This window comes from Rathayibacter sp. SW19 (assembly GCF_030866825.1).
In the GTDB taxonomy this organism is placed as follows: Bacteria; Actinomycetota; Actinomycetes; order Actinomycetales; family Microbacteriaceae; genus Rathayibacter_A; species Rathayibacter_A soli.
Genome location: NZ_CP133020.1, coordinates 1510133 through 1531907, shown reverse-complemented (window position 1 = coordinate 1531907; position 21775 = coordinate 1510133). Strand labels below are relative to the sequence as shown.

Sequence of the window (21775 nt, the reverse complement as noted above, 5' to 3'; positions counted from 1 at the left end):
TCATTTTTCGGCCATCGGCCACTATCGCCTGCTCAGATGAGCAGCACACAGCGCACACGCTGCTCATCTGATCAAAGCCGCTGCGTGCCCAGTGTCCCCCGAGTGCGGGTCACAGCACATCGCTGGAGCCGGAGAGCTTCAGCGCGTCGACGACAGCCTTGACCCGCTGCGCATTTTCGCTCGTGGTGACCAGGAGGGCATCCGGGGTATCGACGACGACAATGTCCTTCACTCCGATCAGGCTGATCACGCGATTGCTCTGGCTGACCACGATGCCGCTGGAGGCATCCGAGAGCACCCGTGCGTTTGCGCCGAGGATCGCCAGATCCGACTTGCGGCCCCCATTGTTCAGCTTCGCGAGCGACGCGAAGTCGCCCACGTCGTCCCAGTCGAAGTGGCCCGGGATCACGGCAAGCCGCCCGGCTGCGGCGGCGGGCTCCGCCACGGCGTAGTCGATGGCGATCTTCTTCAGCTCCGGCCAGATGCGATCGACAGCGGGGCCGCGCAACGCCGGGTCATCCCACACCGCGGCGAGTTCGGTGAGCCCGGCGAGCAACTCCGGCTCGGAACGGCCGATCTCTTCGAGCAATCGATCGGCGCGGGTGATGAACATGCTGGCGTTCCAGAGATAGGTGCCGTCCGCGAGGAACTTCTTCGCCGTGCGCAGCACCGGTTTCTCAACGAAGGACTTGACTGCCCGGGCACTCGGCGCCCCATCGATGCTCAATGCTGCGCCGTAGTGGATGTAGCCGAAGCCGACCGCAGGCTCCGTCGGCTCTATGCCGATCGTCGCGATATAGCCCGCATCGGCGGCCGCGATCGCCTCCGTCACAGCAGCATGGAACAGTCGCACATTTCTGATGACATGGTCGGCGGCGAAGGAACCGATGATCACTCCCGGCTCACGGCGTTCGAGAATTGCAGCCGCCAGCCCGATCGCTGCCGTCGAATCGCGCGGCTCGCTCTCCAAAACGACGTTCGGGTCCGCCAGATCCGGCAACTGCGATTCGACAGCCGCACGGTGCGCGCGCCCGGTGACGACCATGATCCGCTGGTCGCCTGCGATCGGTGCGAGCCTGTCCCAGGTGTCGCGCAGCAGCGTCTGCCCCGAGCCGGTCAGATCGTGCAGAAACTTCGGCGCATCCGCCCGCGACAGCGGCCACAACCGTGAGCCGACCCCGCCAGCCGGGATCACACAATAGAAACGGTCGAGTGGGCCAGTCGATGCGGTCATGCCCACAGGATAGCCGCTGGTCGATGTCGCTTCGCCTGGCCGGAGGCTCCTGGGTGACAATGGGGTGACGGCGGGGTAACGGCGGGCTGGCAGTGGGCCGGGAAATCAGGGGGTGGGAGATGGCAGGTCGCAACAGGCGCGGCATCACAATGCCGTTCGTGCAGCGCAACCGGCGGATGCAACCCATCGCGCCAGCCGAGACTCCGACCGAGCCGGCGGAGTCGAAGCGCCCCAGCCTGATCGACACCGCCATCTATGCGGCCGGCACTCGCATCTCGTCTCCGGTCACCTTGGCCGAGACCTTTCGCGCGTTGCATGACACTCCCGACGGCGTCGCCTGGATCGGGCTGTACCGCCCCACCGAGTCAGAATTGCACGAACTCGCCTCGGAGTTCAATTTGCACGAACTGGCGATCGAAGACGCGATCAGTGCCCACCAACGGCCCAAGCTGGAACGCTACGACGGCGTGCTGTTCGTCGTACTGCGCGCAGCCAGCTATGTCGACTCGCTCGAGGAGGTGGCATTCGGTGAACTGCACGCGTTCGTCGGCCCCAACTTCGTGATCACGGTCCGCCACAGCGAGTCACCGGACCTGTCGTATGTGCGGCAACGGATGGAGGCGGATCCGGAATTGCTCGCTCTCGGCACCCAGGCCATCCTGTACGCGATCATCGACGCGGTCGTGGACGGTTACGCTCCGGTGGTCGCCGGCGTGGCCAACGATGTCGACGAAATCGAAACCCAGGTCTTCGACGGCGACGCGCGGGTGTCGCGGCGAATCTACGAACTTTCACGCGAGGTGATCGAGTTTCAGAGGGCGACGCATCCGCTCAGCGCTGTCATGAACGCACTGGAAAAAGGCAGTGCGAAATACGGGGTGGGCCAGGAGCTGCAGCGCAGCCTGCGCGACGTCGCAGACCACCTCACACTCGTCAACGAACGGGTCGACGCGTTCCGCCAGCTACTGCGAGACATGCTGACGGTCAACTCGACGCTCGTCTCCGAACGACAGAACGAGAACATGGTCTCTCTGGCCGAAAGCAGCAACCGTCAGGGCGAAGAGGTGAAGAAGATCTCCTCGTGGGCGGCCATCCTGTTCGGGCCGACGCTGATCGCCGGCATCTACGGCATGAACTTCACACGCATGCCTGAACTCGAATGGCCACTCGGTTATCCGATGGCGATCGGGTTGATGATTCTGACCAGCAGTGTGCTGTACTTCGTGTTCAAGCGACGCAACTGGCTGTAGCGCACGGGCTCTGTGCGAGCGGATGCCGGCGGCCAACGACCGCAAATATATCTCGATATCGAGATAGTTAGGCTTGCCTAAGCAACGTCCAGCCGGGGCGGGTCGTAGACTGGGGGCGCGCATCACGCGTCACTTCTTGCGGATCCCCACTCGCGGCATCCGATGACAACCAGGGAGGGTTGTTTCGTGGCAAATCAAGCGACAGGAACTCTGGCGCCGAAGACATCAAGGCCAGGAGGCACCCTTTACCGGGGGCACGAGGGAATGTGGTCCTGGGTGTTTCACCGCATCACAGGGCTGGCGATCTTCTTCTTCCTCCTCGTGCACATCCTCGACTCGGCAGTGCTCGGCATCAGCCCACAGGCGTATAACGCCGTGATCGGCACCTACAAGAACCCGATCATGGGGCTCGGCGAGACCGTGCTGGTGATGGCGATCGCCTTCCACGCGCTGAACGGTCTACGCATCATCCTGATCGACTTCTGGGGCAAGGGGGCGAAGTACCAGAAGGTCATGTTCTGGATCGTCATCGTGCTCTGGGTCGTGCTGATGGCCGGCTTCGTGCCGATCCACTTGGCGAACGTTTTCAGCGAAGGGCACTGAGATGACCACGATCGATGCTCCCCGCACCCCTACGCGCCCCGTTCGCAAGGGCGGCGTGAACTGGGAAAAATGGGGCTGGATGTACATGCGCGTTTCCGGTGTTCTGCTGGTCGTGCTGATCTTCGGCCACCTGTTCGTGAACCTGGTTCTCGGCCAGGGCATCAAGGCCATCGACTTCGCCTTCGTCGGCGGCAAGTGGTCAGACCCGTTCTGGCAGGTGTGGGACGGCCTGATGCTGTGGCTGGCGCTCATCCACGGCGGCAACGGCATGCGCACCCTGATCAACGACTACGCCCGCAACGGGACGGTGAATCGCATCCTCAAGTTCGCGGTGCTCGCCGCGGTCGTCATTCTGATTGCAATCGGCACGTACACGGTGACGGTGTTCAACCCGTGCCCGTCCGGAACGCCGGCGAACCTGCTGCCCGACTTCTGCGCCACGATCGGAAAGTGATCCGCGCACGATGACAGCCCACCGCTCGACACCCACGCCCACCTGCCACGCCCACTGAAAGCTGCGGAACCTTACGTGACTGACCAGAATACGGACTCGACCGTCATCGACGGCGTTCACCACCACCAGTTCGACGTCGTGATCGTCGGCGCCGGCGGCGCAGGCATGCGCGCGGCGATCGAGGCGGGCCCGCACGCGAACGTCGCTGTGATCTCCAAGCTGTATCCGACGCGTTCCCACACCGGCGCGGCTCAGGGCGGCATGGCCGCCGCGCTCGCCAACGTCGAAGAAGACAACTGGGAGTGGCACACCTACGACACCGTCAAGGGCGGCGACTATCTCGTCGACCAGGATGCCGCGGAGATCTTGGCAAAGGAAGCCATCGAAGCGGTCATCGACCTTGAAAACATGGGCCTGCCGTTCAACCGCACCCCTGAGGGCAAGATCGACCAACGCCGATTCGGCGGCCACACACGTGACCACGGCAAGTCGGCCGTTCGCCGTTCTTGCTATGCGGCGGACCGCACCGGCCACATGATCTTGCAGACGTTGTTCCAGAATTGCGTCAGGCTCGGCATCAACTTCTTCAACGAGTTCTATGTGCTCGACCTGATCATGGTCGACGTCGAGGACGTCGACGGTGCGACGATCCGGAAGCCGACCGCGGTGGTCGCCTACGATCTCGCGACCGGCGAGTTGCATGTCTTCCATTTCAAGGCCGTCATCTTTGCAACAGGCGGCTTCGGCAAGATCTTCAAGACCACCTCCAATGCGCACACCCTGACCGGTGACGGCGTCGGCATCATCTGGCGCAAGGGCCTTCCGCTGGAAGACATGGAGTTCTTCCAGTTCCACCCGACCGGCCTGTACGGTCTCGGCATCCTGCTGACGGAGGGCGCCCGTGGTGAGGGCGCGATCCTGCGCAACGCGTCTGGCGAGCGGTTCATGGAGCGCTACGCCCCCACGATCAAAGACCTTGCCCCGCGCGACATCGTCGCACGGAGCATGGTGATGGAGGTCGCAGAGGGACGCGGCGCTGGCCCGCACAAGGACTACGTGCTGCTGGACTGCACCCACCTCGGTGCAGAGGTGCTGGAGACCAAACTCCCGGACATCACGGAGTTCGCCCGCACCTATCTCGGCGTCGACCCCGTGACAACTCCCGTGCCCGTCATGCCGACCGCGCACTACGCGATGGGCGGCATCCCCACAAACAACAACGCGGAAGTGCTCTCGAGCAACACAACGATCGTGCCAGGACTCTACGCCGCCGGCGAATGCGCGTGCGTCTCCGTGCACGGCTCAAACCGCCTCGGCACCAACTCGCTGCTGGATATCAACGTGTTCGGCAAGCGGGCAGGCAAGAACGCGATCGAATACGTGAAGACCGCGGAATTCGCGCCGCTGCCGGATGGCGCGGCCGACGGCATCCGGATCATGCTGGAAGGCATGCGCGCCTCGACGGGCACCGAACGGATCGCCGCGATCCGCAAGGAGCTTCAGGAGGAGATGGACCGCAACGCGCAGGTCTTCCGCACCGACGATTCACTCAACCAGGTGACCCAGACCATTCACCGTCTGCGCGACCGGTTCAGGAACGTGGGCGTGCAAGACAAGGGCAAGCGGTTCAACACCGACCTGCTCGAGGCTGTCGAGTTGGGTTTCCTGCTCGACCTGGCCGAAGTCGTGGTCTACTCAGCGCGCAACCGCCTGGAAAGCCGCGGCGGGCACCAGCGCGACGACTATCCGAAGCGCGACGACGTGAACTACATGAAACACACGATGGCCTACCTGACCGGCGACCCGCACTCGTCCACCGCGGGAGACCACATCAAGCTCGATTGGAAACCCGTCGTGATCACCCGCTATCAGCCCATGGAGAGGAAGTACTGATGTCCAACGCCGTCCTCGAGACCCCTCCTGCAGCCGAAGCGCCCATTCAGTCATTCACCGTCACGTTCATCATCCGCCGGTTCGACCCCGACGTGGATGCCGAGCCGCACTGGCAAGATTTCGACGTCGAAATGTACGCGACCGACCGGGTGCTCGACGCCCTGCACAAGATCAAGTGGGAGCAAGATGGGTCACTGACCTTCCGCCGCTCTTGCGCACACGGCGTCTGCGGTTCGGATGCGATGCGAATCAACGGACGGAACAGGCTCGCCTGCAAGACCCTGATCAAAGATCTCGACATCTCCAAGCCGATCTACATCGAAGCTCTCAAGGGCCTGCCCCTCGAGAAGGATCTCGTCGTCGACATGGAGCCGTTCTTCGAGTCGTACCGGGCCGTGCAGCCGTTCCTGCAGGCGCACAGCACCCCGCCGGAGGGTCGCGAACGCCTGCAGTCGGCCGAGCAACGCGCCCGGTTCGACGACACGACGAAGTGTATTCTCTGCGCGGCATGTACCTCGTCATGCCCGGTGTTCTGGACCGATGGACAGTACTTCGGCCCCGCCGCAATCGTCAACGCACACCGGTTCATCTTCGACTCGAGGGACGACGCCTCCGGTGTTCGCCTCGACATTTTGAACGACAAGGAAGGCGTGTGGCGCTGCCGCACAACGTTCAACTGCACGGAGGCGTGCCCCCGCGGCATCCAGATCACGCAGGCGATCGCCGAGGTCAAGCAGGCGATAATGCGCGGTCACGCATGACCGCTCTCTAATTCCTGCACTACCATCGCCCGTGCCTGAAGCGCACTGGTCGCCTCGAGCGCGCGAGCGGCGCAGCGGCGTGCAACCTTCATGCTGACATCGCCGAGAACGTGCCGCACGTCACTGAAGGCCGCCGGTGCCATCGAGAGTTCGTTGACGCCGAGTCCGACGAACACGACGGCAAGCAACGGGTCGGCCGCCGCCTCGCCGCACACGCCGACCGGGATCCGAGCAGCCGTGCCCGCGTCTCCGATCATCTTCATCAACCGCAAGACCGCCGGATGCCACGTGCTCTGATACGCGGACACAGAACCGAGCATGCGGTCTGCTGCCATCGTGTACTGGGTGAGATCGTTCGTGCCGATGCTGACGAAGTCCACGAGCCCGACCAGTTGTTCGGCCAAGAGAGCGGCGGAGGGCACCTCGATGGTCACACCGAGCGAGCCCAGGCCGAACTCTCGGCCGAGCTCTACGAAATAGCGGGTCTCCTCTGCGTCGGCGACCATCGGCGCCATCACCCCCAGCCGCGCCTGGGTCGCGTCCTGTGCCTGCGCAAGCGCGCTCAGCTGGTCGCGCAGCACCTGCTCATGCTCTCGCAGTGCGCGGATGCCGCGGCGCCCAAGCGCCGGATTCTCCTCGTGGGTGTGCCCGAGAAACGCGAGCTGCTTGTCCGCACCGGCGTCCAGCACACGCACGATCACCTTCTTGTCCGGGAACGCGCGGAGCAGCTTGATGTATTGCGCCCGCTGCGTCTCGACGGATGGCGCGGACCCGGCATCGAGGAACAGGAACTCGGTGCGCACCAACCCGACGCCCTCCGCTCCGAGCGCGACCGCAGCCGCGGCATCCTGCGGGGAACCGAGGTTGGCCATCAGCGGGATCGGGGTTGCGTCTTTCAGGGAACCGGGCGTAATCGGCCGAGCGGGCGCAGCCGCCGTCGCTCGGCTGAGCGCCTGCTTCAGTTCTTCGGATGCGGGATCAGCCGTGACCTGGCCGGCATCCGCGTCGACGATCACCAGCTGCCCATTGATCAGTGCATCGGCGCCTGGTGCGCAGACCACGGCGATGAGCCCCTTCGATCGTGCAAGGATCGCCGTGTGCGAGGTCGGCCCGCCGTCGCGGGTGACCAGCGCGAGCACCTTGTCGAGTTCGAGCAGTGCTGTGTCTGCCGGGGCGAGGTCCTGGGCGACGAGCACGAATGGCGCGTCGGAGCGGGGAACGCCGGGCATGGCGACGCCGCTGAGCTGCGCGACTGCGCGACGCGACACGTCGCGTAGGTCCGCCACTCGTTCCGCCATGTCGCCGCCGACGCCCTGCAGCGCCGTTTGAAACGTCTGGAAGGCCTCGAACACGGCGCGCTCCGCAGTTTTGCCCGCATCGATGCGCTCGTGCACGTCCTCGATCAGGGCCGGGTCCTGCGCCATCAGTGCGTGGGCCCTCAGAACGTCCCTGGCGTCGCCGTTGGCGAGTTCCGCGCGGTCGAGCATGTCTCCGGCCGTGACGGAAAGGGCCTTCGCGACGCGGGCGTACTCCGCGTAGGGTTCGGCGAACGAGTGGATGTCCGGCGGATCCGGCAACGGCGGCGGCATCCGCAGCACAATGCCGACTGCGGCGCCATGGCCGATACCCACCCCGTGCAGTCGAATGCTCGTCCCCACCACGACACCAGCCTAGGCCCGGCGAACCGGTGCTGCGCGCCCCAATCGGCACGCACGACCTAAGCTGAACCTGTGAGTTCGCAGCCCGCCCGCGACGCCCGGTCGCACGACCACGACGAGCGCGCCGCCGGCCCGAGCGCCCGGGGTTCCCGCGACCGCGAAAAGCACGAACCGGAACACGACGAGGCCGACCAGAACGAGCCGGGCCGGCAGGAGGGCGATCCGCGCTGGCACAGCATCCAGCCAGCCCTTGAGCAATTGGACAAACTTGCCGCCCCGGTCAAGCAGACGGTGCAGCAGAACGTCGCGCGCGCATCCCTCGCTGTGAACTGGTTGGGCCGGTTCCGCTTGTATCGGGTCGGCCTGCGATTCACAAGCCGTGACGGCAATTTGCTGGCGGCGGGAATGTCGTATCGTGCGATCTTCGCGATCTTCGCTGCCCTGTGGTTGGGGTTCTCGATCGCCGGGTTTCGAATCGCGAGCAACAATGCGTTTCAAGAGGCGATCGTCGGCATCATCGATCGCGTTGTGCCCGGGTTGATCGGCCCGAACGGCGCGATTTCAGAGGCAGAGCTGGCCTCGCTCGGCGGCGCACTGGGCTGGACCGGCGTGATCGCCGGTATCGGTTTGCTGTGGACGGCAACCAGTTGGCTCAATGCGGTGCGGCTCTCCGTGCGAGTGATGTTCGACCTGGGCAGCGTCAAGGTGAATCTCGTTCTTGCACGTCTCGGCGATGTGGTGCTGGCGCTCTCTTTCGGGGTCGTGTTGGTGGTCGCGGCGACCCTATCGCTTGCGAGCACCAATATTCTGACGACCCTGTTGACCTGGATCGGCATCACCAGCGATTCGTTCTGGGCCGAGGCCATCGCGGGCGGGGCCAGCTTCGTGGTCGTCGCCGCCCTGAATGTGCTGGTGTTGGCGATCATGTTCCGGGTGCTTTCGCGCGTTGCCATTCCGTTTCGGGCCCTCCTGGTCGGAGCGACACTCGGCGGGCTGAGCCTGTCCGTGTTGAGCACCGCCGCAGGATTCCTGATCGGCGGTGCGTCGAGCAACCCGCTTTTGGCGTCTTTCGCGGTGTTCTTCGGACTGCTGCTGTGGTTCAACCTGGTCTGTCGCGTCATCTTGCTGGCAGCCTCGTGGATCGCCGTCGGCATGAGCGACCGAGGCATCTCGCCCGTCACGTTCACCGCTGAGCAGCTCGAGCGGGATCGCGCCCGCACCGAATACCTGGCCCGCTTGAACTCGGCAGAAGCAGATGTGGCCGAGGCGCAGCACGAGTATGAGAAAGCACGCGGGCTCGGCAGGATATTCGCCAGCCGCCGGCTCACCAAGGCACATTCCCGGCTCGGCGCGATCGCCGCTGACCGCGCAGAGCTCGCGGAGCCGCCAACGCGCCTCGGCCGTGGCAACGACCGCCTTGACTAGGCTGCAGGCGTGGCGAAGGACGCGGGCGATGACACAGGTGCGGATGCCGACACAGGTGCGGATACGCACACAGCCGCGCCGACAGGCATCCGCCGTCTGATCGCTCGCGTCACCCGTATCGTGCACTGGGTGCAGGCGACCACTCCGATGCGGGCGTTCACGCGCTTCAGCGGCAAGCGAGGCGGGCTACTCGCGGCCGGAATGTCGTATCAGGCCTTGTTCGCGGTGCTCGCGGCGCTGTGGCTGGTCTTCGCCGTGGCCGGCCTGTGGCTGTCATCGAATCAGGAACTCTTGAAAGCACTGATCGAGCTGATCAATCAGGGTGTGCCTGGCCTGATCGGCGCGGACGGCGTCATCTCGGAGGCGGCGTTGTCGCGGCTCGCAGGAACCCTCGGCTGGACAGGCCTGATCGCAGCGATCGGACTGCTGTGGACGGCGATCGGCTGGCTCGCATCGACTCGCGAGGCGATTCGCACGATGTTCGACGTTCCCGACGACACTCTCAACGTGATCCTGCAGAAGCTGCGCGACCTGGGTCTCGCCCTCGGATTCGGCATTCTGCTCACCCTCGCTGCCGCCGTCTCCCTGCTCAGCACCTCGCTGCTCGGCACGGCGCTGAATTTCTTCGATGTTCCGGCCGACTCATTCTGGGCGACCTTTGCGGGTCGGGCAGTGAGCTTTGTCATCGTCGTTGCGCTGAACACGGTCACCCTCGCCACGATGTACCGCGTGCTGTCCCGGTTGGTCATCCCCTGGCGAGCGCTGTTGGCCGGCGCCGCAGCCGGCAGCGTTGCTCTGGCGGTTTTGAGCACCCTGAGCGGTCTGGTGCTGCGCGGTGCGAGCAACAATCCGCTCGCCGCGTCGTTCGCCGCGGTGCTCGGCCTGCTGATCTGGTTCAACCTGGTCTGCCAGGTCATCTTGATCGGGGCCGCGTGGATCTCCGTCGCGCTGGAAAGGCGGGGGCTTCCCGTCCACCGACCGGTCGCCAAGCGCCGTCGCCGAAAGCCTGCGGCAGCCGAGCTCGCACCTGAAACGGCAACGTCGGACGCCCCCCATAAACTGTAGGAATGGCCTCTTCCCACAAACCGCTCCGCATCGCCAGCGTCAACGTCAACGGCATCCGCGCCGCCTTCCGCAGGGGCATGGAGAGCTGGGTGAACAGCCGCGATGTCGACATCATCGCGTTGCAGGAGGTCCGCGCGTCGACCGAAGATCTTGAGGGCCTGTTCGGAGACGGCTGGCACATCCTGCATGACCCCGCGACGGCAAAAGGCAGGGCCGGGGTTGCGCTGGTCAGCCGAAGAGCGGCATCCGCTCACCGGGTCGAACTGGGTGCTGCCGACTTCGACAGCTCGGGCCGCTGGCTCGAGGCGGACTATGAGGTGAACGGCAGGCCCGTCACGGTCGTCAGCACGTACGTGCACTCCGGCGAGGCAGACACGCCGAAGCAGGTGGAGAAGTACAAGTTTCTGGACGCCATGATCGAGCGGATGCCCGCGCTCGCGGCATCCAATCCGCTGTCTGTCATCATGGGCGACCTGAACGTCGGCCACCGCACTCTGGACATCAAGAACTGGAAGGGCAACGTCAAGCGCGCCGGCTTCCTGCCGGAAGAGCGCGCGTACTTCGATCGGTTCTTCGGTGCGGAGGACGACCCTGCCTACAACGCGGGCGCCGGCCTCGGCTGGATCGACATCGGCCGCAAGTGGGCAGGCGAGACCGACGGGCCTTATACCTGGTGGTCCTGGCGCGGTCAGGCGTTCGACAACGACACCGGCTGGCGCATCGACTATCAGGCAGCCACCCCCGCCCTCGCAACACAGGTTGTGGACTATACGGTCGACCGCGCGGCCGCCTATGACCAGCGATGGTCCGATCACACACCTGTCGTCGTCGATTACGCGTTGTAGGGCAGCGATGCACGCGGGTCTCGATACGCCTGCTCCTTCGTCGCGGGCTACTCGACCAACGGGAGCTGCTCCTTCGTCGCGGGCTACTCGACCAATCGGGGAATCACAAACTTTTTCTAAGGACAACTCATGACTGACAAACCCCGGCTCTATTCGGGCATTCAACCATCCTCGGATTCGCTTCATCTGGGCAACTACATCGGCGCTCTGCTGCAGTGGAGGCAGTTGCAGCAGGAGAACGAGGCGTTCTTCTGCGTGGTCGACCTGCACGCCATCACGGTTCCGCAAGACCCGAACGAGCTCGCAGCCCACACTCGGCGCACGGCTGCGCAGTACATCGCCGCCGGCATCGACCCGTCGGCGTCGACGCTGTACGTGCAGTCACAGGTGCCCGCGCACGCGCAACTCGCCTGGATCCTCAACACGATCACCGGGTTCGGCGAGGCATCGCGCATGACCCAGTTCAAGGACAAGTCGGCGCGTTACGGTGCAGAAGGCACCACGGTCGGACTGTTCGCCTATCCAATGCTGATGGCCGCGGACATCCTGCTCTACGACAGCGAGCTGGTGCCGGTCGGCGAAGACCAGCGCCAACACGTCGAACTCACGCGTGACCTCGCCGAGCGTTTCAACTCGCGGTTCGGCCAGACATTCGTGATACCGGAGGCGGTGATTCAGAAGGAGACCGCACGTATCTACGACCTGCAGAATCCCACGTCGAAGATGTCCAAATCTGCCGATTCGCAGGCCGGGATCATCTGGCTGCTCGACGAGCCCGGCGTCACGCGCAAGAAGATCATGCGGGCGGTGACCGATAACGACGGCGCGGTGCGGTTCGACCGCGCCGCGAAGCCCGGCGTCGCCAACCTGCTCACGATTTACTCGGCATTGACCGGTCGCACGATCGCGACCCTCGAAGACGAGTACGCCAGCAAAGGTTACGGCGACTTCAAGAAGGACCTTGCCGATGTCGTTGTCGGCGAATTCGAGCCGGTGCGCGCCCGCGCGCTTGAGTTGCTGGCTGACCCGGCGGAGCTGGATCGCCTGCTCGGGGCCAACGCGGCGCGCGCATCCGCGGTGGCCGAGAAGACGCTCGCGACCGTTTACGACCGCGTCGGCCTGCTGGGCCGCGCCTGAGGATCGCGACACATGAAACCGATCGTGCTCTCCTCAGCACGACTCGAACTGAGAGCACCGGGCGTCGCCGACATTGACACGATCACGCAGTGTTGCCAAGACGCTGATGTGCAGCGCTGGACCACGGTGCCGTCGCCGTATTCGCGCGAAGACGCCGAACAGTTCGTGCGCGGAGTGGTCGAGCCCGGCTGGCGAATGGGCACCGGCGCGATCTGGGGCATCCGCACGGATGCACGGCAAGCGCTCGTCGGAATGATCGGCCTTCACGGAATCGCGCACGGCGGCGGGGAGCTGGGTTTCTGGCTCCGACCCTCCGCACGTGGTAAGGGAATCATGGGTGAGGCCGTGCAACTGGTCTGCGACTTCGGGTTCGCACCGGCCGCGAACGATGGCGACAGTGGCGCAGAGACTGCCGGACTCGGGCTGAGACGAATCCAATGGCATGCGATCGCCGGAAATGCTGCGTCTGCGACGGTCGCGCGGCGCGCCGGCTTCCAGTTCGAAGGAGTCAAACGCCTGGGCGGAGTGCAGCGCGGCACGCGCGTTGACGCATGGAGTGCAGGGCTGCTCTCCACCGATGACCGCACGCGAGCGACGGGTTGGCCGCCCGACACACTGGTCACGTCGTGATGACCACCCGCCGTCAGAGGGGCGCTTGCAAAACGACGGACATTTTCGGCGACACGCAGGCAGGTGTGCAATGACCAGCGGCGTGCCGCGAGATTCTCCGTCGTTTTCGAACGCCCCGAGTTCAAGGGCCCCGAGTTCGAAGGCACCAAGGTCAAATGACCCGAGGTTAAATGTCACGGGGCCGCAACTCGTTCTGTTCGACCTCGACGACACTCTGTTCGCCCATCGAGGGGCCATGGATGCCGGCATTCTTGAGTACTCGCGAGTGCTCGGCGGCCCATACACGGGAGGCGAGCCGGAGGCCGAGATCGCCTTCTGGACCGAGCTTGAAGAACGGCACTACCACTCGTATCTTGCTGGTGACCTCGATTACGAAGGCCAGCGAATCGCGCGTGCGCGCGACTTTGCCGCGCGACACGAGGTGGTGCTCGACGACGCTGCCGCATCCGCCTGGTACACCGAGTTCTTCACTCATTACATCGACAATTGGCGGCTGCAGGAGGACGCGCTGCCGTGCCTGGACCGCATGGCCGCGCGCGGCATCCGGATCGGTTTGATCACGAACGGCGATCTCGACTACCAGTTGCGCAAGATCGAGCGGGTCGGGCTGACGCCTCGCTTCGAACACATTGTCACCTCGGGTGCGTTCGGCATTGCAAAACCGGATGCGCGGATCTTCCAGCACGCCTGCGCTCTGTTCGGCGTCGAACCGGCCGACGCCGCGTATGTCGGCGACCGGCTGGCGACGGATGCGATCGGTGCAGCACGCGCCGGCCTCACCGGCGTCTGGCTCGATCGCGTCGGCGCAACGGTGGCGTCAGCAACCGCAGACGCAGCGGCGGCGGCCGCCGGAGTCATCCGTGTCACCTCGCTGGATGCCTTGCCCGCCGCGTTCGACCGGCGCTGAAGGCATCGCCGGTGGTTGAGTAGCCCGCGAGCAGGCGCCAAGACCAAGTGCCTTCCGCCGTACGGTGACGGGTCTCGATACGCGGCGCTCGTCCCTCGCGACGCTACTCGACCACCGGAGCGCTCAGGCGCCGGTGAATGTCGGCCGCCGCTTTTCAGGGAACGCTTGGAGCGCGACGCGGTGATCGAGCGACGCCGCAGTGCGCACCATCCCGCCGGCCTCAAACGCGAGCGCGTCATCAAGACTGGAGAATTCACTGTGGTTAACGGCTGCTTTGATCGCGCCCAAGGCCAGCGTCGGCCCGGCAGCTAACTCAGCGGCGAGGCGCGCGACTTCGCCCGCGAACTCCGCGTCCGGCACGACCGCGTTGACCAGTCCAAGCCGCAGTGCCTCCTCCGAGTCGACTGCCCGGGGCCGCAGCAGCAGGTCAAGCGCGCGTGCACGGCCTACAATGCGCGGCAGCGTCCACGAGATGCCGGTGTCGCAGGCCAAACCGACGTCAGCGAATGCCGTTGTGAGTTTCGCGGATGTCGCAGCGATGCGCAGATCACAGGCCAGCGCGATCGACAGTCCAGCGCCTGCCGCCGTGCCGTTCAGTGCCGCGATCACCGGCTTCGGCATGCTGGTGATCGCGCGCACGATCGGGTTGTAATAGTCGGCGATCGTGGCGGCGACCTCATCACCACTCGGATGCGCCGCGAATTCGGCCAGGTCTTGGCCCGCGCAGAACGCGCGCCCGGTGCCGGTGATGACCACGGCGCGCACCGCGGTGTCGTCCGCCGCGACCAGCAGGGAGTCTCGCAACCGGGTCTTCACCGCGGTCGTCAGCCCGTTCATCTTCTCTGGGCGGTTGAGCCGGATCGTCGTGACCGCTGCGTCGAACGTAACCACCACGTCTGCCGATGCCTGTGGTTCTGTCATGTTCACTGCTCTTTCACTCATGCGCTCGTCGTGCGCGTGCTGTGGCGGTCTGCTGCTCCAACGCCGAAGCCGCCTGATCGTATTGTTCGGCAAAGCGCGCGATCAGCTCTCGCGCCGACAATGAAGTGTGGATGGCGCCGATCACCCCGGATTGGCACTGCGCAGTCACAAGCTCCGACCCTGACGCGATGAACATCGGCGCGCACACGAGCGGCAGCGTCGGTGGTCGGGCGAGGATTTCGGGGAGAGCCATCCAGCATCCTTCGTTGTTACTTCACGTCGGCGTCGACCCAGCCGTATGTCTTCGTGACCGCCTTCTGCCAGCCGCGATACAGCCGATCGCGCTCCTCCACTGCCATCGTCGGCTCCCAGCGCTTGCCCTCGCGCCAATTCGCGCGCAACTCGTCGAGTCCGCTCCAGAAGCCGACCGCAAGGCCCGCCGCGTACGCAGCGCCGAGCGCCGTCGTCTCGGCCACCACCGGCCGCACGACCGGAATACCCAGGATGTCCGCCTGAAATTGCAGCAACAGATCATTGGATGTCGCCCCGCCGTCCACGCGTAACTCCGTCAGCGGGACGGCCGCGTCCGCGTTGGCCGCGTCCAGAACGTCGCGGGTCTGATACGCGATCGACTCGAGTGCCGCCCGGGCGATGTGCCCTCGATTCACGAAGCGGGTCAGACCGAGGAGTGCGCCACGGGCATCCGGTCGCCAGTACGGGGCGAACAACCCCGAAAACGCCGGCACGAAATACGCTCCCCCGTTGTCATCGACGCTGGCCGCGAGTTTTTCAATCTCGCTCGCGTGCGAGATCAGGCCGAGGTTGTCACGCATCCACTGGATGAGTGAACCGGTCACGGCAATCGAGCCCTCGAGCGCGTAGCGGGGTGCGTCATCGCCCAGCCGATAGGCGACGGTCGTCAGCAGTCCGCGCGGCGAGTGCACGATCTGCTCCCCTGTGTTGACGATGAGAAAGTTGCCCGTGCCATAGGTGTTCTTCGCCCCGCCGGCGTCGAACGCCGCCTGCCCGAACGTGGCCGCCTGCTGGTCTCCCAGGATGCCCGCAATGGGCGTTTCGCGCAGCAGGCTCGAGCTCTCGGCAATCCCGTAAATTTCGGACGATGACCGCACCTCTGGCAGCATCGACGCAGGCACATCGAAAACGTCGAGGATGTCCTGCCGCCAGGCCAGTGTGCGCAAGTCGAGGAACATCGTGCGAGACGCGTTCGTCACATCCGTGGCGTGCACCCCACCATCGGGCCCGCCGGTCAGATTCCAGAGCACCCAGGTGTCCGTCGTGCCGAACAACAGGTCACCCGCCTCCGCACGAGCACGCGCACCGTCGACGTTCTCCAGAATCCAGGCGATCTTCGTACCCGCAAAGTACGTGCTCAACGGCAACCCGACGACCTCGCGAAAGCGATCGACACCGCCGTCGGCCGCGAGCCGGTCGACGATCGCCTGCGTGCGCGTGTCCTGCCAGACGATCGCGTTGCACACCGGTTTGCCGGTGTTCTTGTCCCATACCACGGTGGTCTCGCGCTGGTTGGTGATGCCGACTGCTGCAATATCGTGCCGCGTGAGGTTCGCTTTGCCGAGGGCGCGACCGATGACCTCGCGCGTGTTCTTCCAGATCTCGAGCGGATCGTGCTCCACCCAGCCCGCGCGTGGAAAGATCTGCTGATGTTCCAGTTGCCCGGTCGCGACAATGGACCCGGCACGATCGAACACGATCGCACGCGTGCTCGTGGTGCCCTGGTCGATCGCGAGAACGTAGTTACTCACTTGGACAGCTCCTTCGATGGCCGGGCCTTCGATGGCCTGGTCATGTGCTCACCCTATAGAAGCTGTGGCGGTTGGCCGTGCAACGTATAGGTGCACACCGTGTCGCTCGGCCAGCAGCAACGTCGTTGTCTCGATCTCCACCTCGCGTATCGCTTCGTTCCAGCCGAGCACACCACCGGCGACGGATGCGAGCTCCTCGAGCAGCGCCCGTGTAACCCGCCCCGTGAAGGCCAGGTTCGTTCTCCGCAGCACCAGATCGGTCAGGTGCACGACGTGCTCCGCGCGCACGATGTGCCCGACCTCGCGCACGCCGAAATCGGGCGCGTGCGTCAACGGCGCGTCCGGCAGCATCCCGCCGTCCCATCCGACGGATGCCTCGATCACCGCGGCCGCCTTCGTACCATACCGGGCGAGCAACTGCTCGGCCCGCTCACGGCCGATCTCGTCGGCGTGAGCTGCGATCCATACCGCGTGCGCGGCATCCGTTGTAGGAAATCCGACGCCGCCGCCGATCGGCAACCCGGCCGTGCTGCGCCCCCGAGTGCGCCCGAGCAGTTCGAGCGCTTCGTCGCCGAGCCGTTCCGCGAGCGCTCGGAACGTCGTCCATTTTCCGCCGACCAGACTCAGCACCGTCACGCCAGGGGCTGCCGGCGCGGTGTCGCGCTCGATGCGATAGTCGCGGGAAACGAAACCCGGCTGCGTGTCGTCATGCTTCGGCAGCGGGCGGATGCCGGCGAACCGGAACACGATATCCTCGCGTTTCACACTCACCGTTGGGAACACGTGGCGGATGAGTTCGAAGAAATAGTCGACTTCGGCTTCTGTGCACACTGCGGGAGCCTGCACATCTGCCTCGAGATCCGTGGTGCCGACGAGCACGCGGCCGTTCAGCGGGTAGATCAGCACGATGCGCCCGTCGCTGTGTTCGAAGAACAGCTCGCGGCCGTTGCACGCTGCAAGCAGCTCGGGGTTGTCCAGAACGATGTGCGAACCTTTCGTGCCGCCCATGAACGCCGTCTCGGCGCCGAATGCGCCGTTGGTCAGATCGGTCCACGGGCCGCTCGCGTTGATGACGACTTCTGCGGTGACGCGGAAAGTCTCGCCGGTGAGTGCATCGCGCAGCTGCACACCGTCGCCGTCCAGGCCGATCGCCTCGACATAGTTGGCGGCGCGTGCGCTGCCCGCGCTGCCGGCGCTGCCCGCGGCGTCCAGCCCGTCCTGCAGCACGTCCAGCGCCAGCCGTTCCGGATCGTGCACTGAAGCATCGAAGTAGGTCGCCGTGTATTTCACGGCGGGGTTGAGCTGTGGCAATTCCGTCAGCGAGCGCCGCTTGCCGCGGAAAGCGTGTCGGGGCAAGCGACCGCCGTCGCGCGAGAAGGAGTCGTAGAGCACCAGGCCGGTCTTGATCAGGGCGGCGCCGCGTTCACTCGGTTTGCCGGAGGCGTGGGTGATGAAGCGCAGCGGGGCAGCCAGCAGCCCTGCGAATGTCGAGAAGATCGGCACCGTTGTCTTCAGTGGTTTGACGTAGTGCGGCGCCGTCGCAAGAAGTCCGTTGCGCTCCTGCACGGATTCCTTCACGAGCCGGAACTCGCCGTTCTCCAGATATCGGATGCCGCCGTGAATCATGTGCGACGACGCTGCGGATGCGCCCGAGCACCAGTCGCTGCGCTCGACGAGCACCACGTCAACGCCCTGCAGGGCGAGATCGCGAAACGTGGCGATCCCGTTGATGCCCCCGCCCACGATCAGGACCTCTGCTCGCGGTCGCGACCGTAGTGCATCCATCGAACGTGCGCGCGAGCCGCTCTCGTCCGCATCCGCCGGTTCCTGATGGCCCCGCATCGTTATGCTCCGCTCTCGTGTGCTTCGCCGCTTGCATCGCAGCGATTTCTCTGACTGAATAGATCGTGAGCACGTTTGCACGTTCGGTCAAGCATGCTGCACATATGTGCACTCAGAGGGCACGGGAATGCGAATCGATCGAGAACAACAGGCGAATTCTTCGACTCGCGTTCAGGACGCCCTGCACGCCGCGCAGCTGTACTACATGCAAGATCTGACGATGGATGCGATCGCGCGCGAATTGCGCACGTCGCGTTCCTCGATTTCCCGGCTGCTGAGTTTCGCCCGCAGTACGGGGCTGGTCGACATCCGCATTCAGTCACCGCTCGGCGCACCGGGCCGGCTGGAGAACGAGTTCATGCTGCGCTACTCTGTCGCCGCTCAGATCGTTCCGGTTCCGGATCAGACCAGTGACGTCGACAGGCTCGAGCGCGTGGCGATCTCCGCTGCACGGATTCTCGGCCGATACTTCGACTCGAACATGATCATGGGCGTCGCCTGGGGGTCGACGGTCAGCGCGATCAGCAGGCAGCTGACCGCTAAGCAGACGCACAATTCGCAGATCGTGCAGCTGAACGGCGCAGCGAACTATCGCACGACCGGCATCCTGTATGCCAGTGAGATCCTCAGCCGATTCGGGGAGGCCTACGGGGCGTACGTGCAGCAGTTTCCGGTTCCAGCGTTCTTCGACGACCCGGAAACGAAACGGGCGCTGTGGCGCGAGCGCAGCATCCGCCGAGTGCTCGACATTCAGGCGCACATGGATGTCGCACTGTTCGGCCTGGGCTCGCCCTCAGCCGAGGTGCCCAGCCATGTCTTCAGCGGCGGCTATCTCAACCGAGAAGATTTTCGTTCACTGGCCAAACAGGGTGTGGTCGGTGATGTCGCGACCGTGTTCTACCGTATCGACGGGTCTTACAGTGACCTTCTGCTGAATGCCCGATCGTCCGGGCCGGATCTCGGTCTGCTACGCCGCGTGGCTCGCCGAATCTGCGTCGTCTCGGGCAAAGCGAAGCTGGCCAGCCTGCGCGGAGCCCTGAACGCCGGCATCGTCACAGACTTGATCGTGGACGAGGGGACGGCGCACGCCCTGATCGAGTCTGAGGCGTAGCGCCGCAGCCGGCAGCTCTCGTGAGTTGCTCTCGCGGTGCTACCCACGGATGTGGTGCCACCAGTCACCCGATCACGCGAATACGGCAGCGAAGGCCAGGTGCCTTGGCGAGCTTTTTGTCGCCCGTGACCAACACGACCTCCAGAAGTTCTGCGAGGGCGACGTATGCGGCGCCGTAAAGCGTCAGATTCTCACGAAGAGCCCAGCAACGCGTGAGCAGTGCCCGATGTGACACCCGCTGAAGCGGCAAGACGTCGAGGTCTCTCAACGCGAGGTCCGCCTTGCGAGGGTCAAGCTGTCCGGTCGAAACGTGCCGTCGCCAGACGGAAGCCACTTCGAGGTCGATCAGTTCGGGCGCGATGAGCGTCTCGCCGCGCAAGACGTCTCGCGCGGCGTCTCCATCGGACGTGTCGTCCGCGAGCGCGGGAGCCAGAACGCTGGCGTCAACGACGATCACGTTCCTCCCTCAGCAGCTCGGCCGCCGCAGCAATCGGCACACGTCCACCGGCTCTGCCGCCTGCACGGTCGAGGATCTCCTCGAGAGTCGGGGCAGCTGCGTCTTGGACCAATTTGCTTCGGAGATATTCCTGAAGCGATTGATGGGCTGCCGCAGCACGCTGACGCAACACTGCGTGGGTGCGCTCTGGAACATTCTTGATTTGTATGCTGGGCATGGCTCCATTATGGCGCCACGGGCGCCAATGAGCAATCGCTCTACCGTGGTGAATCGTGACGCTCAACATTGGCGGGCTCGGCTCCGCCCTGTGCAGAAAGCGATCGGGCGCAGAAAGCGATCGGACGCAGAAAGCAACCCGGCGCAGAGAGCAAAGCACCACCGGAGACGCCGGAATAAACGATGCGGCCCGGCGTTGATTAGACTGTGCATAAGCAAACGTGCTCCGGGGTCGGTGAAAGTCCGAACCGGCGGTGATAGTCCGCGAACTCTGCGCGACCATGGTCTCGCAAGGTTGAGCCGGTGAAATTCCGGCACCGACGGTAATGAGTGAATGCCTTACGAGGCATCCGCTCTCAGTCCGGATGGGAGGAAGCACGCACGCACGAACGGCGCCCGCCGACTCGTGCGTGAGCGGCGATCTGCCGAACCAGCCCCGGAGCCCGTCTCAGACAACCTGACGGAGACCGGATGAGCAGCGAGCGCTACGACGTGGCGATGCGCCGTGCGCTCGAGCTCGCCTCTCGCGGACCGGACCGCGGTGTCAATCCCCGCGTGGGCTGCGTCATTGTGGACACCTCGGGCACCGTCATCGCAGAGGGCTGGCATCAGGGCGCCGGCACGCCGCATGCCGAGGTCGCCGCACTGCAGTCGATTGGAAGCGATGACGCACGCGGGGCAACAGCGATCGTCACCCTCGAACCGTGCAACCACACCGGGCGAACCGGACCGTGCAGCGAAGCACTGATCGCGGCGGGCGTCGCTCGCGTCGTCTTCGCAGTATCCGACCCCGACCGCGCAGCCGCGGGCGGAGCCGCCCGTTTGCGCGAAGCCGGAGTCGAGGTGATTTCGGGGGTTCTCGAGGCAGAGGCGACCGCATTCCTCGGCGACTGGCTTATTGCCGCCCGCCTCGGCCGCCCGTTCATCACCCTCAAATGGGCCAGCAGCCTGGACGGCCGCACCGCGGCGGCCGACGGGTCAAGCCGGTGGATTACCGGAACGGCCGCGCGGCAACGCGTGCACGAGCAGCGCGAAGCATCCGATGCAATCATCGTCGGCACTGGAACCGTCCTCGCTGACGACCCAGCGTTGACCGCCCGCGGCGACGGCGGCGAACTCCTGCCGCGGCAACCCGTGCCGGTGATCATCGGGCACCGCGAGATTCCGGCGGATGCCGCTGTGCGACGTCACCCACGCACGCCGGTCTTCGCGCGCAGCCACGACCTCGACGCGCTTCTTGCCGACCTGCGGCACCGGGGCATCCGGCGTGCGTTTGTCGAAGGCGGCCCGACCCTCGCCAGCGCCCTGGTGTGCGCCGGCCTCGTCGACGAATACCTGATCTACCTGGCACCGACGCTGCTCGGCGGAGACCGCATGGCGCTGGGCGACATCGGCGTTCGCACCATCACAGAACAGCACCGACTGGAGTTCTCCGCGATCGAACAACTCGGCCACGACCTGCTCGTCGTCGCGCGGCCGGTGGCGAGCCGACCAACGGCCCCAGCAGACCAGACAGACCAGACAGACCCAGCAGACATGACAGACCCAGCAGACACGACTGACCAGACAAGAGGTGCCTAAC

At 65.1% G+C, this 21775-nt stretch carries 21 protein-coding genes and 1 riboswitch; of the genes, 13 read left to right on the top strand and 8 right to left on the bottom strand.

The window, feature by feature from the left end:
• Positions 1–109 precede the first annotated feature (109 nt).
• Positions 110–1234, bottom strand: coding sequence for a mannose-1-phosphate guanylyltransferase (locus tag QU604_RS06965; RefSeq protein ID WP_308468080.1), 1125 nt, complete (start codon positions 1232–1234; stop codon positions 110–112).
• A gap of 119 nt (positions 1235–1353) precedes the next feature.
• Between QU604_RS06965 and QU604_RS06960 the strand changes: the two genes are divergently transcribed.
• The 5 genes from QU604_RS06960 (at position 1354) to QU604_RS06940 (ending at position 6195) form a co-directional block, all read left to right on the top strand.
• Positions 1354–2484 carry a magnesium and cobalt transport protein CorA gene (locus QU604_RS06960; protein ID WP_308468079.1) on the top strand — a complete coding sequence of 377 codons (1131 nt, stop codon included), beginning with the start codon at positions 1354–1356 and terminating at the stop codon, positions 2482–2484.
• 162 nt (positions 2485–2646) lie between these two features.
• Entirely contained in the window at positions 2647–3087 is a 441-nt protein-coding gene (sdhC, locus tag QU604_RS06955) for a succinate dehydrogenase, cytochrome b556 subunit (RefSeq protein WP_308468078.1), read from the top strand.
• A gap of 1 nt (position 3088) precedes the next feature.
• Positions 3089–3541, top strand: coding sequence for a succinate dehydrogenase hydrophobic membrane anchor subunit (locus tag QU604_RS06950; RefSeq protein ID WP_308468077.1), 453 nt, complete (start codon positions 3089–3091; stop codon positions 3539–3541).
• 75 nt (positions 3542–3616) lie between these two features.
• The gene (gene sdhA / locus QU604_RS06945) at positions 3617–5434 is read left to right on the top strand and encodes a succinate dehydrogenase flavoprotein subunit (RefSeq protein WP_308468076.1); all 1818 of its coding nucleotides are present in this window, start codon (positions 3617–3619) and stop codon (positions 5432–5434) included.
• Positions 5434–6195 carry a succinate dehydrogenase iron-sulfur subunit gene (locus tag QU604_RS06940; RefSeq protein ID WP_308468075.1) on the top strand — a complete coding sequence of 254 codons (762 nt, stop codon included), beginning with the start codon at positions 5434–5436 and terminating at the stop codon, positions 6193–6195. Before sdhA ends, QU604_RS06940 begins: the two co-directional genes overlap by 1 nt.
• Here QU604_RS06940 and ptsP read toward each other — a convergent pair.
• Positions 6186–7856, bottom strand: a complete 1671-nt coding sequence (ptsP, locus tag QU604_RS06935; RefSeq protein ID WP_308468074.1) for a phosphoenolpyruvate--protein phosphotransferase — start codon at positions 7854–7856, stop codon at positions 6186–6188. The genes QU604_RS06940 and ptsP overlap by 10 nt on opposite strands.
• A 69-nt stretch (positions 7857–7925) precedes the next feature.
• On the opposite strand from ptsP, the gene QU604_RS06930 reads away from it, so the two are divergent.
• The 6 genes from QU604_RS06930 (at position 7926) to QU604_RS06905 (ending at position 13862) form a co-directional block, all read left to right on the top strand.
• A complete protein-coding gene (locus QU604_RS06930) occupies positions 7926–9278 on the top strand; it encodes a YihY/virulence factor BrkB family protein (protein WP_308468073.1) in 1353 nt (450 codons plus the stop codon).
• Between the two features lie 9 nt (positions 9279–9287).
• Positions 9288–10343, top strand: a complete 1056-nt coding sequence (locus tag QU604_RS06925) for a YihY/virulence factor BrkB family protein (protein WP_308468072.1) — start codon at positions 9288–9290, stop codon at positions 10341–10343.
• A gap of 2 nt (positions 10344–10345) precedes the next feature.
• Positions 10346–11188: an exodeoxyribonuclease III gene (locus tag QU604_RS06920; protein WP_308468071.1), complete on the top strand. Its 843-nt coding sequence runs from the start codon at positions 10346–10348 to the stop codon at positions 11186–11188.
• Between the two features lie 129 nt (positions 11189–11317).
• Positions 11318–12325, top strand: coding sequence for a tryptophan--tRNA ligase (gene trpS, locus QU604_RS06915; RefSeq protein ID WP_308468070.1), 1008 nt, complete (start codon positions 11318–11320; stop codon positions 12323–12325).
• Between the two features lie 12 nt (positions 12326–12337).
• The gene (locus tag QU604_RS06910; protein WP_308468069.1) at positions 12338–12955 is read left to right on the top strand and encodes a GNAT family N-acetyltransferase; all 618 of its coding nucleotides are present in this window, start codon (positions 12338–12340) and stop codon (positions 12953–12955) included.
• A gap of 193 nt (positions 12956–13148) precedes the next feature.
• Positions 13149–13862 (top strand): HAD family hydrolase, encoded by a 714-nt coding sequence (locus QU604_RS06905; protein WP_308468859.1) that lies wholly within the window; start codon positions 13149–13151, stop codon positions 13860–13862.
• A 123-nt stretch (positions 13863–13985) separates the two neighbouring features.
• Here the strand turns inward: QU604_RS06905 and QU604_RS06900 are convergent, their stop codons facing one another.
• From QU604_RS06900 to QU604_RS06885, 4 genes are read right to left on the bottom strand one after another with little or no spacing between them, the layout of a single operon-like run.
• A complete protein-coding gene (locus tag QU604_RS06900; protein WP_308468068.1) occupies positions 13986–14783 on the bottom strand; it encodes an enoyl-CoA hydratase in 798 nt (265 codons plus the stop codon).
• A gap of 13 nt (positions 14784–14796) precedes the next feature.
• Entirely contained in the window at positions 14797–15036 is a 240-nt protein-coding gene (locus QU604_RS06895) for a hypothetical protein (protein ID WP_308468067.1), read from the bottom strand.
• Positions 15037–15052: 16 nt separating this feature from the next.
• The gene (gene glpK / locus QU604_RS06890) at positions 15053–16567 is read right to left on the bottom strand and encodes a glycerol kinase GlpK (RefSeq protein ID WP_308468066.1); all 1515 of its coding nucleotides are present in this window, start codon (positions 16565–16567) and stop codon (positions 15053–15055) included.
• Between the two features lie 48 nt (positions 16568–16615).
• A complete protein-coding gene (locus QU604_RS06885; protein ID WP_409350002.1) occupies positions 16616–18409 on the bottom strand; it encodes a glycerol-3-phosphate dehydrogenase/oxidase in 1794 nt (597 codons plus the stop codon).
• A 127-nt stretch (positions 18410–18536) separates the two neighbouring features.
• Here QU604_RS06885 and QU604_RS06880 point away from each other — a divergent pair, with 127 nt between their 5' ends.
• Entirely contained in the window at positions 18537–19520 is a 984-nt protein-coding gene (locus QU604_RS06880; RefSeq protein WP_308468065.1) for a sugar-binding transcriptional regulator, read from the top strand.
• 64 nt (positions 19521–19584) lie between these two features.
• On the opposite strand, the gene QU604_RS06875 is transcribed toward QU604_RS06880, so the two are convergent.
• Positions 19585–19977 (bottom strand): type II toxin-antitoxin system VapC family toxin, encoded by a 393-nt coding sequence (locus tag QU604_RS06875; RefSeq protein WP_308468064.1) that lies wholly within the window; start codon positions 19975–19977, stop codon positions 19585–19587.
• Entirely contained in the window at positions 19964–20194 is a 231-nt protein-coding gene (locus QU604_RS06870; RefSeq protein ID WP_308468063.1) for a FitA-like ribbon-helix-helix domain-containing protein, read from the bottom strand. The genes QU604_RS06875 and QU604_RS06870 overlap by 14 nt, the downstream gene beginning before the upstream one ends.
• 217 nt (positions 20195–20411) lie before the next feature.
• Positions 20412–20575, top strand: a riboswitch (FMN riboswitch).
• Positions 20576–20664: 89 nt separating this feature from the next.
• Between QU604_RS06870 and ribD the strand changes: the two genes are divergently transcribed.
• Entirely contained in the window at positions 20665–21774 is a 1110-nt protein-coding gene (ribD, locus tag QU604_RS06865; protein WP_308468062.1) for a bifunctional diaminohydroxyphosphoribosylaminopyrimidine deaminase/5-amino-6-(5-phosphoribosylamino)uracil reductase RibD, read from the top strand.
• Position 21775 lies beyond the last annotated feature (1 nt).

Bases quoted from the DNA above. Each gene is read 5' to 3' on its own strand.
- QU604_RS06940 (WP_308468075.1), top strand. From the start codon at position 5,434: ATGTCCAACGCCGTCCTCGAGACCCCTCCTGCAGCCGAAGCGCCCATT.
- QU604_RS06885 (WP_409350002.1), bottom strand. From the start codon at position 18,409: ATGCGGGGCCATCAGGAACCGGCGGATGCGGACGAGAGCGGCTCGCGC.
- QU604_RS06950 (WP_308468077.1), top strand. From the start codon at position 3,089: ATGACCACGATCGATGCTCCCCGCACCCCTACGCGCCCCGTTCGCAAG.
- QU604_RS06960 (WP_308468079.1), top strand. From the start codon at position 1,354: ATGGCAGGTCGCAACAGGCGCGGCATCACAATGCCGTTCGTGCAGCGC.
- trpS (WP_308468070.1), top strand. From the start codon at position 11,318: ATGACTGACAAACCCCGGCTCTATTCGGGCATTCAACCATCCTCGGAT.
- ribD (WP_308468062.1), top strand. From the start codon at position 20,665: ATGAGCAGCGAGCGCTACGACGTGGCGATGCGCCGTGCGCTCGAGCTC.
- sdhC (WP_308468078.1), top strand. From the start codon at position 2,647: ATGACAACCAGGGAGGGTTGTTTCGTGGCAAATCAAGCGACAGGAACT.
- QU604_RS06910 (WP_308468069.1), top strand. From the start codon at position 12,338: ATGAAACCGATCGTGCTCTCCTCAGCACGACTCGAACTGAGAGCACCG.
- QU604_RS06880 (WP_308468065.1), top strand. From the start codon at position 18,537: ATGCGAATCGATCGAGAACAACAGGCGAATTCTTCGACTCGCGTTCAG.
- QU604_RS06900 (WP_308468068.1), bottom strand. From the start codon at position 14,783: ATGACAGAACCACAGGCATCGGCAGACGTGGTGGTTACGTTCGACGCA.
- QU604_RS06870 (WP_308468063.1), bottom strand. From the start codon at position 20,194: ATGCCCAGCATACAAATCAAGAATGTTCCAGAGCGCACCCACGCAGTG.
- QU604_RS06965 (WP_308468080.1), bottom strand. From the start codon at position 1,234: ATGACCGCATCGACTGGCCCACTCGACCGTTTCTATTGTGTGATCCCG.
- QU604_RS06920 (WP_308468071.1), top strand. From the start codon at position 10,346: ATGGCCTCTTCCCACAAACCGCTCCGCATCGCCAGCGTCAACGTCAAC.
- QU604_RS06895 (WP_308468067.1), bottom strand. From the start codon at position 15,036: ATGGCTCTCCCCGAAATCCTCGCCCGACCACCGACGCTGCCGCTCGTG.